This is a genomic window from Brevundimonas sp. (genome assembly GCF_027484365.1).
Taxonomy (GTDB): Bacteria; Pseudomonadota; Alphaproteobacteria; order Caulobacterales; family Caulobacteraceae; genus Brevundimonas.
This window is the reverse complement of sequence record NZ_JAIXTC010000003.1, coordinates 22248-38008: the sequence shown is the minus strand read 5'-3', so window position 1 is coordinate 38008 and position 15761 is coordinate 22248. Positions and strand designations below refer to the sequence as shown.

At 66.1% G+C, this 15761-nt stretch carries 11 protein-coding genes and 1 tRNA gene; 11 read left to right on the top strand and 1 reads right to left on the bottom strand.

What is annotated here, in order from left to right; translation table 11 throughout:
• The first annotated feature begins 2 nt into the window (after positions 1–2).
• The 9 genes from murB to Q0044_RS00745 all read left to right on the top strand — a co-directional run bounded on the left by murB (position 3) and on the right by Q0044_RS00745 (position 12141).
• The gene (gene murB / locus Q0044_RS00785) at positions 3–914 is read left to right on the top strand and encodes a UDP-N-acetylmuramate dehydrogenase (protein WP_298158324.1); all 912 of its coding nucleotides are present in this window, start codon (positions 3–5) and stop codon (positions 912–914) included.
• Positions 915–930: 16 nt separating this feature from the next.
• The gene (locus Q0044_RS00780; RefSeq protein WP_298158322.1) at positions 931–1869 is read left to right on the top strand and encodes a D-alanine--D-alanine ligase; all 939 of its coding nucleotides are present in this window, start codon (positions 931–933) and stop codon (positions 1867–1869) included.
• A complete protein-coding gene (locus Q0044_RS00775; protein ID WP_298158320.1) occupies positions 1857–2747 on the top strand; it encodes a cell division protein FtsQ/DivIB in 891 nt (296 codons plus the stop codon). Before Q0044_RS00780 ends, Q0044_RS00775 begins: the two co-directional genes overlap by 13 nt.
• Positions 2748–2779: 32 nt before the next feature.
• Positions 2780–4105 carry a cell division protein FtsA gene (ftsA, locus tag Q0044_RS00770; protein ID WP_298158319.1) on the top strand — a complete coding sequence of 442 codons (1326 nt, stop codon included), beginning with the start codon at positions 2780–2782 and terminating at the stop codon, positions 4103–4105.
• A gap of 182 nt (positions 4106–4287) precedes the next feature.
• On the top strand, positions 4288–7665 hold the full coding sequence (locus Q0044_RS00765; protein WP_298158317.1) for a TonB-dependent receptor domain-containing protein: 3378 nt from the start codon (positions 4288–4290) through the stop codon (positions 7663–7665).
• 242 nt (positions 7666–7907) lie between these two features.
• The gene (gene ftsZ, locus Q0044_RS00760; protein WP_298158315.1) at positions 7908–9461 is read left to right on the top strand and encodes a cell division protein FtsZ; all 1554 of its coding nucleotides are present in this window, start codon (positions 7908–7910) and stop codon (positions 9459–9461) included.
• A 182-nt stretch (positions 9462–9643) separates the two neighbouring features.
• Positions 9644–10543 (top strand): UDP-3-O-acyl-N-acetylglucosamine deacetylase, encoded by a 900-nt coding sequence (lpxC, locus tag Q0044_RS00755; protein ID WP_298158313.1) that lies wholly within the window; start codon positions 9644–9646, stop codon positions 10541–10543.
• A gap of 64 nt (positions 10544–10607) precedes the next feature.
• Entirely contained in the window at positions 10608–12044 is a 1437-nt protein-coding gene (locus Q0044_RS00750) for a M20/M25/M40 family metallo-hydrolase (protein ID WP_298158311.1), read from the top strand.
• A gap of 12 nt (positions 12045–12056) precedes the next feature.
• Positions 12057–12141, top strand: a tRNA-Leu gene (locus Q0044_RS00745).
• Between the two features lie 27 nt (positions 12142–12168).
• Here the strand turns inward: Q0044_RS00745 and ispH are convergent.
• Positions 12169–13152, bottom strand: a complete 984-nt coding sequence (gene ispH / locus Q0044_RS00740; RefSeq protein ID WP_298158308.1) for a 4-hydroxy-3-methylbut-2-enyl diphosphate reductase — start codon at positions 13150–13152, stop codon at positions 12169–12171.
• Positions 13153–13285: 133 nt separating this feature from the next.
• Between ispH and Q0044_RS00735 the strand changes: the two genes are divergently transcribed.
• Together Q0044_RS00735 and argS are read left to right on the top strand one after the other, a co-directional pair.
• Positions 13286–13945 (top strand): Tat pathway signal sequence domain protein, encoded by a 660-nt coding sequence (locus tag Q0044_RS00735; RefSeq protein ID WP_298158306.1) that lies wholly within the window; start codon positions 13286–13288, stop codon positions 13943–13945.
• Positions 13942–15705 carry an arginine--tRNA ligase gene (gene argS / locus Q0044_RS00730; protein ID WP_298158305.1) on the top strand — a complete coding sequence of 588 codons (1764 nt, stop codon included), beginning with the start codon at positions 13942–13944 and terminating at the stop codon, positions 15703–15705. Before Q0044_RS00735 ends, argS begins: the two co-directional genes overlap by 4 nt.
• Positions 15706–15761 lie beyond the last annotated feature (56 nt).

Sequence of the window (15761 nt, the reverse complement as noted above, 5' to 3'; positions counted from 1 at the left end):
GGTTGAGCTGGCGAGATACCCTTCCCGAAATTCGCGGCAAGCTGCTGCGCGACGAGCCGCTCGGGCCCTTCACCTGGTTCCGGGTCGGCGGCGCGGCCGAGGTCCTTTTCATCCCTGCTGACGCCGATGATCTGGCTGCGTTCCTGAAGGCGCTCGACCCCGCCGTTCCGGTCATGGTGCTGGGCGTCGGGTCCAACGTCATCGTGCGCGACGGCGGGGTCGAGGGGGTGGTGATCCGACTGGCCGGCCGTCCCTTCGCCGGTATCACGACCGAGGGCGACACGATCACGGCCGGGGCGGGTGCCCTGGACGCCATGGTCGCCAGGGCCTCGGCAAAGGCGGGGCTGGCGGGGCTGGAGTTCTACGCCGGCATCCCCGGGACCATCGGCGGGGCCCTGACCATGAACGCGGGCTGCTACGGCTCCGAGACGAAGGACATCCTCGTCTCCGCCTGGGGCCTGACGCGGGCGGGGGAGCGGGTCGACTATTCGCTGGCCGACTTCGGCTACACCTACCGCCACTCCGAGGCCCCGGCCGACATCCTCTGGATCGAGGCCGTCTATCGCGGGACGCCGGACGACCCCGAGGCCGTCGCCGCTCGCATCGCCGAGATCACCGCCCGCCGCGAACAGACCCAGCCGATCCGGGAAAAGACCGGCGGCTCCACCTTCAAGAACCCGCCCGGCCATTCGTCGTGGAAACTGGTCGACGAGGCGGGCTGGCGCGGCAAGCTCCACGCCGTGACCGGCGGCGGGGCCATGTTCAGCGATCTCCACTCCAATTTCATGATCAATCCGGGTGAGGCCACGGCTGCCGACATCGAAGGATTGGGGGAAACCGTCCGCGCCGACGTTCAAAGTAAACTCGGCGTAAACCTTGAATGGGAGATCAAGAGGATCGGCCGCCCCCTGTAACCGCCCAGAACGCACCATGTCCCGTCCCCTGTCAGAGATGCACGTCGCCGTCCTGATGGGCGGATTGTCCTCCGAGCGGGACGTCTCGCTGTCTTCGGGCAAGGGCTGCGCGGACGCTCTTGAAGCCCAGGTCGCCCGGGTCACCCGTATCGACGCCGGCCGCGACCTGGCCCAGGTGCTCGCCGATCTGAAACCTGACGTCGTCCTGAATGCCCTTCACGGCGATTGGGGCGAGGACGGTTGCGTCCAGGGCATCCTTGAGACTCTCCAGATCCCCTACACCCATTCCGGCGTCCTTCCCTCGGCCCTGACGATGGACAAGGACAAGACCAAGGCCGTGCTCGGCGCGGCGGGCATCAAGGTGCCTGGTGGCGGCCTGTTCGATCGGCGCGAAGTGGCCCGCCGCCACGTGATCGAGCCCCCCTACATCATCAAGCCCAACGCCGAGGGCTCTTCCGTCGGCGTCTATCTCGTCATGGCCGGCGCCAACGGCCCTCAGACCGAGGTCGGCTCCGATGACTGGACCTATGGCGAGATGGTGATGGTCGAGCCCTATATCCCCGGCAAGGAACTGGCCGTGGCCGTGATCGGCGAGGCGACCGGGCCACGCGCCCTGACCGTGACCGACATCACCCCGGTGAAGGGCTTCTACGACTACGAGGCGAAATACGCGCCGGGCGGATCCGTCCACAAGTTACCGGCCGATCTCCCGCCCCACGTTTTCGAGGCGGCGCTGAGGGAATCCGAGCAGGCGCATGCCGCCCTGGGGTGTCGGGGCATCTCGCGGTCCGACTTCCGTTATGACGATGTTAAGGACGAACTCGTCTTGCTGGAGGTCAATACCCAGCCCGGCATGACGCCGACCTCTCTGGTTCCGGAACAGGCCGCCTACGTCGGGATGAGCTATCAAGATCTGGTCCGGTGGATGGTGGAGGACGCCTCATGCCCGCGGTAGTTCGCGGCGGTCGGCGCGCGAATGTCGCGTCTGCGCCCAAGCGAAGCGCGGGTCCGAAAGGGCAGGGCGGTCGCTCACGCAACGCGCCCCGCAATCCCGGCGGCGTTCCCGGCAAGATGGCCGCCCTGGGCAAGCTCGACCTTTCGCCTCGCGCCGTCGTCCTGTCGATCTGTGCAGGCGTGGGGGTTCTGGCGTTGGTGCTCGCCACCGGGGCCCGCGCCGAGCGGATCGGCCAGTCCGTCACTCACGGCATGGACCAGATCACCACGGGCATGGGGCTGAAGCTCCGCCGGGTGCGCATCACCGGGGCCTCGGCCGAAGCGACGCCCGCGATCCAGCGAGCCCTCAACGTCGAGGCAGGTCAGCCGATCACGGGCCTTGATCTCGACTCCCTGCAGGCCAGTGTTGAGGCCGTGGGCTGGGTGAAGGAGGCGCGTGTGGTGCGCCTGCTGCCCGACACATTGATCGTCGAGGTCAAGGAACATGACCGCCTGGCCGTCTGGCAGACCGGTGGCCGGGTCTTCGTCATCGACGGCGAAGGCCGCGCCATTCCGGGCGCCGACGCTGGTCGCTATCCGGGTCTGCCGCTCGTTGTTGGCGCAGGCGCCGACAAGGCGGCGGGCGATATCCTGCCACTACTGGCTCAACGGCCCCGGCTGATGGGCCGGGTCGACGCCCTGGTTCGGGTCGACGAACGGCGCTGGGACCTGCGGCTGAAGGATGGCGGGATCATCCAGCTCCCGGCGATGAAGCAGGAAGCGGCCCTGATCCAGCTCGACGCGCTCGACCAGCGCGAGCGGTTGCTGGAACTGGGCCTGGCCCGGATCGATCTCCGGACCGAGGGTCAGGTCGCGGTCCGGCCCCGCGCCGGCGTCTAACCACATAGTTTCGAGTAAGGGCGGCAGGCATCATGGCGGGTAAGAAGGCGGATCCGACGACGGAGGCGGGCAGGGCGGCGGCGCGCGCGCCTGTGGTCGCCGCGCTCGATCTCGGCCAGTCGAAGGTCGCCTGCTTCATCATGAAGCCCGACGGCGTGCGCCATGCCGACCGGACGATCCGCGTCGCCGGCGCGAGCCATGTCCAGTCCAAGGGCGTGCGCGGGGGAGCCATCGTCAACATGGACGAGGCGGCCCAGGCCATCGGCCATGCCGTGGAACGCGCCGAGCGCACCGCAGGCGCTCCTGTTTCGGGCGTCATCGTCACGACCGCCATCGGCCAGATGGCGAGCCACCGGGTCCAGGCCCGCGTCTCTCTGGGCGCCAATCCGGTCAGCGACGCCGATCTGGCCCGCGCCATCGGCATGGCCCTGGCCCAGATCCGTCTGCCGAACCGACGGCCGATCCATGTTCTGCCGATCGCCTGGTCTGTCGACGGGGCGCGCGGCGTTCATGATCCCCGCGCCATGCGGGGCGGGTCTCTGGGCCTCGACCTTCTGGTCGTGTCGATGGCCGAGGGTGCCTTCGCATCTCTGAGCCACTGTCTGGAACTGGCCCACCTCGATCTGCAGGGCGTGGCTGCGGCCCCGGTGGTGTCCTCGCTCGCTTCTCTCGAGGAGGACGAGATGGATCTGGGCTGCGTCTGCATCGACATGGGCGGCGGTTCGACGTCGGCCGCGGTCTGGGGCGGCCGGTCCCTGCTCCACATCGAATCTCTCAATGTCGGCGGCGACCATGTCACGGCCGACATCGCGCGCGGCCTCTCGACCTCCCGGGCCGGCGCTGAAAGGCTGAAGACCTTGCACGGCTCGGCCATGGCGAGCGCGAACGAGGACCGCGAGATGCTGGAGGCCCCGCCGCGCGGCGAGGATGCCGGCGCCGGCCCCGTCATCGTCCCCCGGGCTATGCTGAAGACCGTCATCGCGCCGCGGGTCGAGGAGACGCTCGAACTGCTGCGGGACCGTCTCCGCAATGCCGGTGTCGGCCTCGAACCGGGCGCCGGCCTCGTTCTGGCGGGCGGCGCCAGTCAATTGAACGGCGTGCGGGAACTGGCGGTGCGGGTCTTCGACCGCCCCGTCCGTCTGGGACGTCCACAGCGCGCGCCTCACCTCGCGGATTCTGCGGCCGGTCCCGCCTTCTGCTCAGCGGCCGGCGTCCTGCTGCGCGCCGCCTATGGTCCGCGCGAGGCCGTGTCGGCCAGGAAGCTGATGTCGCGACAGATTACGGCCGCCGACGCACCGCGCGTCCAGAGTGGCAATCTCGTAGCGCGAGCTGCCGGATGGTTGCGAGACAACCTTTAGGTCGACACGCAATATCTCAAGCTGTGTCCGTGGTGTGTCCGAAGTGTAACAAATCCGCGTTCCGTTTGCCTCAGTCGCGCCCCAATGGTTGCCCAGCTGACATCTTCTGACTAGCAACGGTCCTGAACGGTCAGACTCGCAGAGGTCTGCCGCGCGTCATTCAGTCACCGGGGCCAAGCACCATGCTAACCAATCGCAAGTATCTCTTCGGAACCACCGTCCTCGCGGGGGTACTGACGCTGTCGGCCCCGGCGTTCGCTCAATCGTCCGCTCCGGCGCAGGATGAAGAGTCCGTCGAGGTTGAACAGATTATCGTCACGGGTTCGCGTATCCGCCGCGATCCGACCACGGCGCCGACGCCGCTGATCACGGTCAGCCGCGAGCAACTGCTTGAAACCGGCCAGGCGACAGTAATCGACTACCTCGCCACAATCCCGGCTCTTTCCAACTCCCTGGTCCCTTCCGATACGACGGGCGGCGGGCTGAACACGGGCGGTCTGGAGTTCGCGAACCTTCGTTCGCTGGGCACCGGGCGTACGCTGACGCTGGTTGACGGTCGCCGCCATGTGGGTTCGGCCGGGGGCACGCTCTCGGTGGACGTTTCGACCATCCCGCGTCTCCTGATCGAGAACATCGAAATCATCACCGGCGGCGGTTCGTCGGTCTACGGCGCCGACGCCGTCTCCGGCGTCATCAACTATATCCTCCGCAAGGACTTCGAAGGCCTCGAGATCGACGGTAACTTCGGACAGCTTGTCCAGGACGGTGCGGCCGATACCCGCCGCCTGTCGATCCTGGGGGGCATGAACCTTCTGGATGATCGCCTGAACATCTATGCTCATGCCGAGTATGAGCGTGCGGAGACCGTTTTCCCATCGCACATCAACTGGCTGCAGGATGGCCGGATCCGTCTCGGCGTTGACGCAGACCCGACCAACCCTGCGTTCGGACCGGCTGCGGACGGTGTTCTCGATCTCGGGCAGTTCTACAACGCGCGCCGTCTCGATCGCCCGCTCTGGGGCTCGTTGACGATTGCAAACATGCAGCGTCCGAGCCCGAACAATGATCCGGACGTGCCGTTTGCAAACTGCCCCGGTGCGTCGACTGCCGCCGCCTGCTTCAGTGTCGACCCCGCCTATACCTACTGGTTCACGGGGACCACGGCGCGCCTTGCGAACTTCGGCCAGCGCATCGGGAATACCGGCACCAACCGCCCCTGGAACATCGGCGGAGACGGTGAGGCTGCGAACCAGTCGTCCTTCGACCGGGGTGCGACCTTCCCGTTCCAGGAGAGCCAGCGCTACCAGGTTGGCCTGAACTTCGATGTCACCGAAGACATCAATCTGTCTCTTGAGGCAAAATACACCACCGAAGACGCCTTCTACGCCGGTCAGCTTTCGTTCTGGGACATCTTTGTCAGCGACTTCTCTCTCGCGAGCGGTACGGGGACGGCGACAACCCCCGGTCTGATTTCCGGCACGGCGACCTTCTCGACCCGTCTGGACAATGCCTTCCTGCCGGCCAACGTCAGAACGGCCATTCTGAACAACACCTTTACCGGCTACAATCAGCCCAGCACGGTCGATCCGACCCTGCCAGGTACAGCGGCCGGTCTACGGTCCGGAGCGATCGCAAACCACCGTGGCTTTGGTATTGCTCGTGACCAGACCAACACACGCGAGGTTGCTCGCTACGTTGCCGCCCTTGATGGCTCGCGCGACACGCTCGGCTTCATCAAGAACTTCAACTGGGATCTCTCCTATACCTATGGGGAGATGAACAACCTCAACATCGAGCGCGGGCCGGATGCAATCCGCTTCGGTCATGCGATGGACTCGGTCGTTGATACGGCAGGTATCGTCAATGGCCGGCCCGGCCAGATTGTCTGCCGTGTGCAACTGCTCAGAAGCCAGGGCCTGGCGGTCACCGAACAGAACCCGTTCACGGCTCGCACCACCTATGGCACCGGTGCGGCCATCAACGATCCTGAAGTCAACGGCTGCGTTCCCCTGAACGTCTTTGGTGCGGGCAACCAAAGCAAAGAGGCTCTGGACTACATCAGTGCCTTCGTCCGGGTCGAGGAGCAGAATATCCAGGAAGCCGCGGTCGCCAGCTTCGGTGGCGAACTGTGGGACTTCTGGGGTGCCGGTCCGATCGGCTTTGCTCTCGGGGCCGAATACCGCCGCGAGTACACCGAAGGTGTTGGCCGTAGCCGTAGTGCAAACAACCGCCTTCTGCAGCTGAACACAGGCGCAGACTTCATCGGCGTTGAATACGAATCGGAAGAGGTATTCGCCGAACTCGCCATTCCCCTGTTCCGGGACACTTGGCTCGGTGAGTATGCTGAACTCACGGGTTCCTATCGTGCATTCGACTACACGACGGCAGGATCGGGCGACGTCTATGGCGTGAACCTTGTCTACCGTCCGGTGCAGGACATTACGTTCAAGAGCAGCTTCAATACCTCTTTCCGTGCTCCCAACCTGACTGAAAACTTCCGTCCCGCCGCGCAGACGTTTGTCAACGCGTTCGTCGATCCTTGCGACACCCGCGTAATCACCGGCTTCTCGGGCGCGAATGCTGCGACGGTCCGTGCGAACCGGATCGCAAACTGCACGACATTGGCTGCAGCACGGGGTCTTTCGTTCGACTTCGGTAACACAACCGTGACGACGGCGGACGACTACCTTCCGACCTATGGCTCTGGCATCGCCTCGGTCCTGGGCGGCAACCCGGCCCTGAAGCCGGAAACGTCGGAATCCTTCACCTTCTCGACGGTTCTTCAGCCCCGCTTCATCCCTGACCTGAGCATCGTGCTCGACTACTACGAGATCACGATCTCGGATGTCATCATCACGCCCAGCGGCCAGTTCCTGGCAGATGACTGCGTCAGCAGCGGTTCCACGCCCAATCCCGTCACCTGTGCTTTGGTGTTCCGGCGCAATCCGGACAATGGCGTGGATCCGTTCAACAACTTCAAGGTCGGGGCCCCTAACGGCGATCCCACCGGCGGCTTCATCCTGGCCGGCATCAACAATGCCAAGCTGCAAACTCGCGGTCTGGACTTCACAGTCAACTATCGGTACGACCTGCCAGAACTGCTCGGTCAGGATCTTGGCCAGTTGAACTGGCGCGTTGGCGGTCTCTGGCTCATCGAGCAGAAGAACTTCACCAACCCGGCGAATCCTGCCGCGTTTACCGACTCGACGTCGGATGTGTTCTTCCCGCGGGTCGAGTTCGTTTCCACTCTGACCTGGACGCCGACTGACAAGTTGGCCGTGACCTGGACGGCAGACTGGCAGGCGTCGCAGGATCTGCGCAAATACAGAGACCTGCTCCCTACCGGAAACACCGACATCGACAGCGTGGATGAGTGGACGACCGGGAATTTTGCCCGTCATGACATCTCCTTCCGCTACGATGTGACCGACGAGGCAACCCTGCGCCTCGGCGTGACCAATGTGTTTGACTCCGAGCCCCCTCCCTATCTGGGCTTTGCTTCAAGCTTCGACCCGTACGGTCGCCGCTTCAATGTCGGCATCAACTACCGTCCCTGGTAAGGGGTTCGGTCAGAACCAAGACGGAAAGGGCGGCCCTCGGGCCGCCCTTTTCTTTGCCGGCAAGCCCGATTTTTGCGGCCACGCTTGGGGACAGGCCTCGCCAGCCGTCCGACTCACGCTATCCGGTAACCTTCCCTTAACGACGGTGAGCGATCCTTAACGCGCTCATAACCAATGCGAATCGGCGGGGACTTCGCACTGGACGTTCAAGGGGCAGGGTCGGAACAAAGGTCGGTTTGGAAATGTCTCTCTCGTTGGTGCGCCCCTCGGCCACGGAACTGAAGCCCCGGATCGTCGTGTTCGGCGTCGGCGGTGCAGGCGGAAACGCCGTCAACAACATGATCGACGCCGGCCTTGAAGGGGTCGAGTTCGTCGTCGCCAATACCGACGCGCAACACCTCAGCTTCGCCAAGACCGACCGCCGCATCCAGCTGGGCGAGACCATCACCCAGGGGCTCGGCGCCGGCGCCCATCCCGAGGTCGGCATGAACGCGGCCGAGGAGAGCGCCGACGAAATCGACGCGCACCTGGAAGGCGCGCACATGATCTTCATCACGGCCGGCATGGGCGGCGGCACCGGCACCGGGGCAGCACCGATCATCGCCAAGCGGGCGCGTGATCGCGGCATCCTGACGGTGGGCGTCGTGACCAAGCCCTTCACGTTCGAAGGCCGCCACCGCATGCGTCTGGCCGATGCGGGCATCGCCGAGCTGCAGCGCTACGTCGACACTCTGATCGTCATCCCGAACCAGAACCTGTTCCGCGTCGCCAACGAACGCACCACCTTTGCAGACGCCTTCGGCATGGCCGACCAGGTGCTGCACTCGGGCGTGCGCTCGATCACCGACCTGATGATCCTGCCGGGTCTGATCAACCTCGACTTCGCCGACGTTCGCGCCGTGATGTCGGAGATGGGCAAGGCGATGATGGGAACGGGAGAAGCGTCGGGCGACGATCGCGCCCTGCTGGCTGCCCAGAACGCCATCGCCAATCCGCTGCTGGACGAGACCTCGCTGAAGGGCGCCAAGGCCGTACTGGTCAACATCACTGGCGGTCTGGACATGACCCTGCTGGAAGTCGACGAGGCCGCCAACGCGATCTCGGCCGAGGTGGACGGCGACGCCAACATCATCTTCGGCGCGGCCTTCGATCCGGCCCTGGACGGCAAGATCCGTGTCTCGGTCGTCGCCACCGGCATGGATGAGGTTGCGACCGCCAAGATCGAGCCGATTGCGACCCGTCAGGCTGCCTTCCATGATCCGCGCCGCGCAGCGCCGGTCGCTGAAGCCCCGCGGGCTCCGGAACCCGTCTATCGCGAGCCGGCCCGCGCTGAAGCCTATCGTGCGCCGGAACCCGCCCCTGTGATCCCGACATTCCAGGCGCCCGAACCCGTCGCACGGGCGCCCGAGCCGGTGATCCACGTCGCCGAAGAGCGCACCCTCGCGCCCATCGTCGATCCGTGGGTCGAGGCGTTTGAGTCCGAAGGCCGCCGCTCTTCCGTCGCCTCCCACGCGGACCAGGGCGATCTTTATATGGATCGCGCCCCGACCGCCCCGCAGGGTCAGCAACCTGCAGAGTATGATGAGTCCGCCTACGACGACCGCGACCATCGCAAGTCTGGCTGGAGCCTGTTCGGCAAGAAGCCTCGCGCCCAGACGGCCTACGCCCCGGCACCCAACGCGTCGCGGGGCCAGCCTCAACTGCGCCAGACCGCCCAGCCGCTGCCGGAAGTGACGGCTCCCACCGCAGAGGATGATCTGGAGATCCCGTCATTCCTGCGCCGTCTGGCCAACTGATCCGGCCTGCCGCCGCCTTGAACGCCCCGGGGAAGCCCGGGGCGTTTTGCTTTGCGGCGAGGGTTACCAAGTTGGAAACAATTCGAAACCCGACTTTGGTTTTCGCCTTGCTGCACTGCAGCTAGAGATCGATCTTCCGCTCATGCGCGCCCCGGCGCGCCGGGCGTTCAGTGGATCAGACCTTGCCGCCACGCCACGATCATCGCGAACGGACGCTGGTCGCCCCCGCCATATGTGCGGGCGTGGGCGTGCACACGGGTCAGCGAGTTCGCCTCGCCATCCGTCCCGCCCCGGCAGGGACAGGCGTCGTTTTCGTCCGCACCGACATCACCGATCGTGACAATCGCATCGTCGTCTCCGGAGACGCCGTGGTCGACGCGCGCCTGAACACGATGATCCAGAACGAAGCCGGCGTGCGACTGTCCACGATCGAACACCTGATGGCCGCCTTCTGCGCCTTGGGCATATCGAACGTCATCGTCGAGGTCGACGGACCGGAGCTGCCAATCCTGGACGGCTCGGCCCTGCCTTTCGTTCAGCTGCTGGACCGCGCCGGTTTCCGCCGGCAAGAAGCGCCGGTCCGCTACATCGAGATCCTTGAGCCGATCCACGTTACGGACGGCGACAAGCATGCAGCGCTCTATCCCTGCGAGCGCTACGAGATGCGGTTCGAGATCGATTTCGACAGCCCCGTGATCGGCAACCAGGTTGTGGATTTCGTGGTCGACGAACAGACGTTCCGCGACGAGATCATGGCTGCCCGGACATTCGGCTTCGCCCATGAGGTCGAGGCCCTGCGCCAGGCCGGTCTGGCGCGCGGCGGCAGCCTCGAGAACGCGGTCGTCATCGACGGTGACGATATCCTGAACCCCGGCGGCCTGCGCATGGAACGCGAGTTCGTGCGGCACAAGGCCCTGGATGCGATCGGCGACCTCTATGTCATGGGCGCGCCGCTGCTGGGTCGGTACGAAGGCTACAAGGCCGGACATTCGGTCAACAACCTGCTGGTCCGCGCCCTTCTGGATGCCCCTCACGCCTGGCGCGAGGTGGTTCTGGAGCCCCAGCTGGCGAACGTCGGCTAAGCCGCTTCACCTTCCTCCTTGCAAGCTCTAGGGTCCCGGCCATCCCGTGATCTGGAGTTTCGGCATGTTCGTTTCCGCCCGTCGTTCGGCCATCGCCGCCGTGTCCGTGCTTTCACTGGCATCCGCGCTCGCGGGCCCCGTGATGGCGCAGGACGCTGCGACGATCCGAAACGCCGAACAGGTGCGCGACGCCGCGCTGAACGACACCGTGGCCATGGACTACGTCACCCAGCTGACGACCCGGTTCGGGCCTCGCCCGGCGGGGTCGGCGTCCGAGACCGCCGCCGCCGAATGGGCGGCCGGCTATATGCGCGAGCTCGGCTTCAAGAACGTCCATATCCAGGCGTTTCCGCTGGTCGGCTGGGAACGCGGCGAGGAGAGTGCCGCCATTGTCGGCGCCAACCCCCAGCGTCTCGCCGTAGCCGCCCTCGGGCATTCGCCGGCCACGCCGGCCGGCGGGATCGAGGCCGAGGTCGTGCGCTTCACCTCACTTGAGGACCTTTCCGCCGTTCCTGATGGGTCTCTCGCCGGGAAGATCGCCTATGTCGACGCCGGCCAGATGGTGCCCATGCAGTCGGGGGCCGGCTACGGCCCGCTGACGCGAATCCGCGGCGCAGGCCCGAGCGTGGCCGCGCAGAAGGGCGCCCTGGCCTTCATCATGCGGTCGGCCGGGTCTGATGAGCACCGGATGCCGCATACGGGAACGACGCGGTATGTGAACGGTGTCGTTCCGCTGCCCGGCTTCGCCCTGAGCGCGCCCGACGCGGATCAGCTGAGCCGGCTGGTGTCCTACGGCGATCCTGTGCGGATTCATCTGTCGTCCACGGCTCACACCTATGAGACGACCTCGCACAACGTCATCGGCGACATGCCGGGTCATGGCGACCGGGCTGACGAGATCATCGTCCTGGGCTCGCATATGGACAGCTGGGACCTGGGCACCGGCGCCATCGACGACGGAGCGGGCGGGGCGATCACGATCGCGGCCGCCAAGGCGATCGCCGAACAGGGTCCCACGGCCCGGACCGTCCGCGTGATCCTCTACGGTTCCGAAGAGGTCGCCCAGCCGACCAATACCGGCAATGGCGGCGGCGCCTATCTGCGCAGCCTGTCGGCCGAGGACATCGCCAACCATGTCTTCACCGGCGAGAGTGATTTCGGGGCGGACAGGGTCTATGCCCTGCAACTTCCCATCGGCGCCCAGACCGGCGCCTTTGCCGATGCGGCGAACCGGGTCCTCTATCCAATCGGTGTCCTGCGCACGAACGTTCCTGAGACAGAGGGCGGCGCCGATATCGGTCCGATCGTCGAGGCCGGGGTGCCGGTCTTCGGTTTGAAGCAGGACGGGTTGCGCTATTTCGACCTGCACCACACGGCCGACGACACCCTGGACAAGATCGACCCCGAGCAACTGCGCCAGAACGTGGCCGCCTGGGCCGCCCTGGTCTGGTTGGTCGCGGATAGCGACGTCGACTTCCGGGCGATGCGACCAACGCAGTGAGAGGTTGAAGCCGCGGGCGTGGCGAAACTGGTAGACGCAAGCGACTTAAAATCGCTCGACTTCGGTCATGCCGGTTCGACCCCGGCCGCCCGCACCAGCCTTGATCGTCCCCGGCGGGCGACCGTCAGGCCGTGAGCGCTCTGGGGAGCTTGAAGATTACGGTCTCGGGCTCGCCGGGATCGTCTGCAAGGGTGACGTCGAACCGGTCCTTCAGGGCCTGGACCACGGCCTGAACGAGGGGTTCCGGGGCGGAGGCCCCGGCGGTGACTCCGACGGTGGAGACACCCTCGAGCCAGGCCCACTCGATGTGAGAGGCATCGTCGATAAGACGGGCATCGCCGGCGCCGGCCCGCTGGGCCACCTCGACCAGTCGTACCGAGTTCGAGGAGTTCTTCGATCCAACGACCAGGACAAGGTCCGACCCGACGGCCAGTTGCTTGACCGCCTCCTGGCGGTTGGTCGTCGCGTAGCAGATGTCTTCCTTGTGCGGGTCGGGCAGTTCCGGGAAACGGCGCTTGAGGACACGCAGGATTTCGGAGGTGTCATCCAGCGAGAGGGTCGTCTGGGTGGCGTAGGCCAGGGGCAAGTCACCGGGGCGCTGGAAGGTTTCCGCATCCTCGACCGTCTCGACCAGGCTGATCGCGCCATCGGGCAACTGGCCGAGCGTGCCGACGACCTCCGGATGGCCGGCGTGACCGATCAGGATGATATGGCGACCATTGGCGTGGTGACGTTCCGCCTCAACATGGACTTTCGAGACCAGCGGGCAGGTGGCGTCAAGGAACAGCAGTTCGCGCGCACGAGCCGCCGCCGGCACTGATTTCGGAACACCGTGGGCGGAGAAGACGACCGGCCGATCATCGGGGCATTCATCCAGGTCCTTGACGAACACGGCGCCCAGGCCTTTCAGCCGGTCGACGACGTGCTTGTTGTGGACGATCTCGTGGCGGACGTAGACCGGGGTGCCGAACTTCTCGATGGCCCGCTCGACGATCTGGATCGCCCGGTCCACGCCGGCGCAGAAGCCGCGCGGTGTCGCCATGCGCACGGTCAGGGGCCGACGGAGCCCCGAGGGCGCTGAGACGGGAGAGGGGGCGGGAGCGTCCATGGCCGAAACCTAGTCGTTCCGGCGCCGCATCGCCACCGCGACGGGCGTCATTGGTTTGCGACGCCTCGCTTTAGCCGCTATCAGGCAGGAAGCCTGACCGCGTTCCGTCAGCGCCAGATTTCCGGATTTCTCAATGCGCCTTGCGACCGTCGCCCTCGCCGCCATGGCGGTTTTTGCCGCCACGAGCGTTCACGCCCAGAGCCCGAGCCAACGTGAGCGCGATCGGAACGGCGGCCAGGACGAGGAAGAAAGCCGTGAGAGCCGTCGCCCTCCGCGTATCGCTCCGCTGCGGTCGGTCGCCAACGCCGGTCCGTGCCCGTTTGTGAAGATCCTCTATGACGCCGCCCGGTTCGTGGAACTGGAAGGCGGTCGTGCCGCCGCCGCCAACGTCGGCTACACCGGTGAGATCGAAGGCGTCAGCGCCGGCTGCGCCTATCAGGCCGACGAGCCGATCACCGTTCAGATGAATATCCTGTTCAACCTCGGTCGTGGTCCTCAGGCCGATGGCGACCAGCGCACCTATCGCTACTGGATCGCCGTCACCGAGCGGAACGAGGCGGTCCTGGCCAAGGAATACTTCGACCTGCCCGTGAACTTCGAAGGCGCCGCGACCGCCTCGGTCACCGAGGAGCAGTCGGTGATCATCCCGCGCGCTACGGCCGAGACCAGCGGCGGCAATTTCGAGGTCCTGATCGGCTTCGAGGTGACGCCCGAGATGGCCGAGTTCAACCGCACCGGCAGCCGCTTCCGTATGACGGCGGGCCAGGCCGCGGCGACCCCTCCGGCCCAATGACTGACCTCAGGACCGACCTCGGCGAAGCGGTCGCGGCCGCCTTCGCCGCCGAAGGCGTGGACGCATCAGTCGCGCGCGTCACCGCCTCCGACCGGCCCGACCTTGCCGACTTCCAGTCGAATGGAGCGCTGGCCGCCGCCAAGGCGCTTAAGGCGAATCCCCGGGAGTTGGCCGGCCGCGTTTCGGAACGCCTGGCCGCCGACCCGCGCCTGTCGGGCGTGGAGGTCGCAGGACCGGGCTTCATCAATCTGAAGCTCTCCGACGAAGCCCTGGCGCACCGTGCCCAGGCCGTGGCCGATGATGCGGCGCTCGCCGGCGCCTCCAGGGTCGCCGAGGCGCGCAGGGTCGTCATCGACTATGCCGGGCCGAACGTGGCCAAGCCGATGCACGTCGGGCACCTGCGTTCCTCGATCATCGGCGAGAGCCTGAAGCGGCTGTTCCGCTTCCGGGGCGACACGGTCTGGGGCGACGCCCATTTCGGCGACTGGGGCTTCCAGATGGGTCTGCTGATCGTGGCCGTGGGCGACGAAGGCAGGGCAGACGCCTTTCTGGCTGAAGGCGAGGGTCCTTTCCCCGACAATAGCCCGGTGACGCTGGACGACCTCGAGCGCCTCTATCCGATGGCGGCTGCGAAGGCCAAGGAAGACACCGACTATCGGGACCGCGCCCGCAGGGCGACGGCGGAACTGCAGGGCGGCCGGCTCGGCTATCGCGCGCTGTGGCGGCATTTCGTGGCGGTGTCGAAGACGGCGCTGGAGCGCGAGTTCGGGGCGCTGGGAGTCACCTTCGACCTGTGGAACGGGGAGTCGGACGCCGATCCCCTGATCCCGGCCATGGTCGACAACATCAAGGCGCGTCGGCTGGCGGAGTTCGATCAGGGCGCCTGGATCATCCGCGTGGCCGAGGAGGGTGAGAAGCGCGAGCTGCCGCCCCTGCTGCTGGTCTCGTCGGAAGGCTCGGCCATGTACGGCACGACGGATCTGGCGACCATCCTGGACCGTCGCCAGCAGTTCGACTTCGACCTGGTCCTTTACTGCGTGGACCAGCGTCAGGGCGATCATTTCGAACAGGTGTTCCGGGCGGCCTACAAGGTCGGCTACGCGACGCCGGGCCAGCTGGAACATGCCGCCAATGGCACGATGAACGGGTCTGACGGCAAGCCCTTCAAGACCCGGGCGGGGGGCGTGCTGAAGCTGCACGACCTGATTACCCAGGCGAGGGAGAAGGCGCGGGAGAGGCTGAAGGAGGCCGATCTCGGAGCCGATCTGCCGGAGGCCGAGTTCGAGGATACGGCCTCGAAGGTGGCCGTGGCGGCGCTGAAATTCGCCGACCTGTCGAACAACCGGACCACCAGCTACGTCTTCGATCTGGACCGGTTCATGAGCTTCGAGGGCAAGACCGGCCCCTACCTGCTGTACCAGTCGGTGCGGATCAAATCCCTGCTGCGCAAGGCCGAGGCCCAGGGCGTGCTGGCCGGGCCGATCTTCGTCAAGGAGCCTGCTGAGCGGGATCTGGTGCTGACGCTGGACGCCTTCGACCAGGCCGTGTCGGACGCCTATGACAAGCGGGCGCCGCACCTGATCGCGGAACACGCCTACCGGTTGGCCCAGTCCTTCTCGAAACTCTACGCGGCCTGCCCGGTGCTGGCGGCGTCGGAGCCGGAGACGGTGGGATCGCGACTGGCCCTGGCCGGGGCGGCGCTGAGCCAGCTGGAGACGGCGCTGCGGCTGCTGGGAATCGATTCGCCCGACCGGATGTAGCGTCCGCGACACGGACTCCGCTGTTATCCACTGGTTAACTGTCCCGCTAAGGGCAG

Excerpts from the sequence above, each read along its gene's own strand:
- Q0044_RS00780 (WP_298158322.1), top strand. The coding sequence starts at position 931 with ATGTCCCGTCCCCTGTCAGAGATGCACGTCGCCGTCCTGATGGGCGGA.
- Q0044_RS00775 (WP_298158320.1), top strand. The coding sequence starts at position 1,857 with ATGCCCGCGGTAGTTCGCGGCGGTCGGCGCGCGAATGTCGCGTCTGCG.
- ftsA (WP_298158319.1), top strand. The coding sequence starts at position 2,780 with ATGGCGGGTAAGAAGGCGGATCCGACGACGGAGGCGGGCAGGGCGGCG.
- Q0044_RS00765 (WP_298158317.1), top strand. The coding sequence starts at position 4,288 with ATGCTAACCAATCGCAAGTATCTCTTCGGAACCACCGTCCTCGCGGGG.
- ftsZ (WP_298158315.1), top strand. The coding sequence starts at position 7,908 with ATGTCTCTCTCGTTGGTGCGCCCCTCGGCCACGGAACTGAAGCCCCGG.
- Q0044_RS00750 (WP_298158311.1), top strand. The coding sequence starts at position 10,608 with ATGTTCGTTTCCGCCCGTCGTTCGGCCATCGCCGCCGTGTCCGTGCTT.
- ispH (WP_298158308.1), bottom strand. The coding sequence starts at position 13,152 with ATGGACGCTCCCGCCCCCTCTCCCGTCTCAGCGCCCTCGGGGCTCCGT.
- Q0044_RS00735 (WP_298158306.1), top strand. The coding sequence starts at position 13,286 with ATGCGCCTTGCGACCGTCGCCCTCGCCGCCATGGCGGTTTTTGCCGCC.
- argS (WP_298158305.1), top strand. The coding sequence starts at position 13,942 with ATGACTGACCTCAGGACCGACCTCGGCGAAGCGGTCGCGGCCGCCTTC.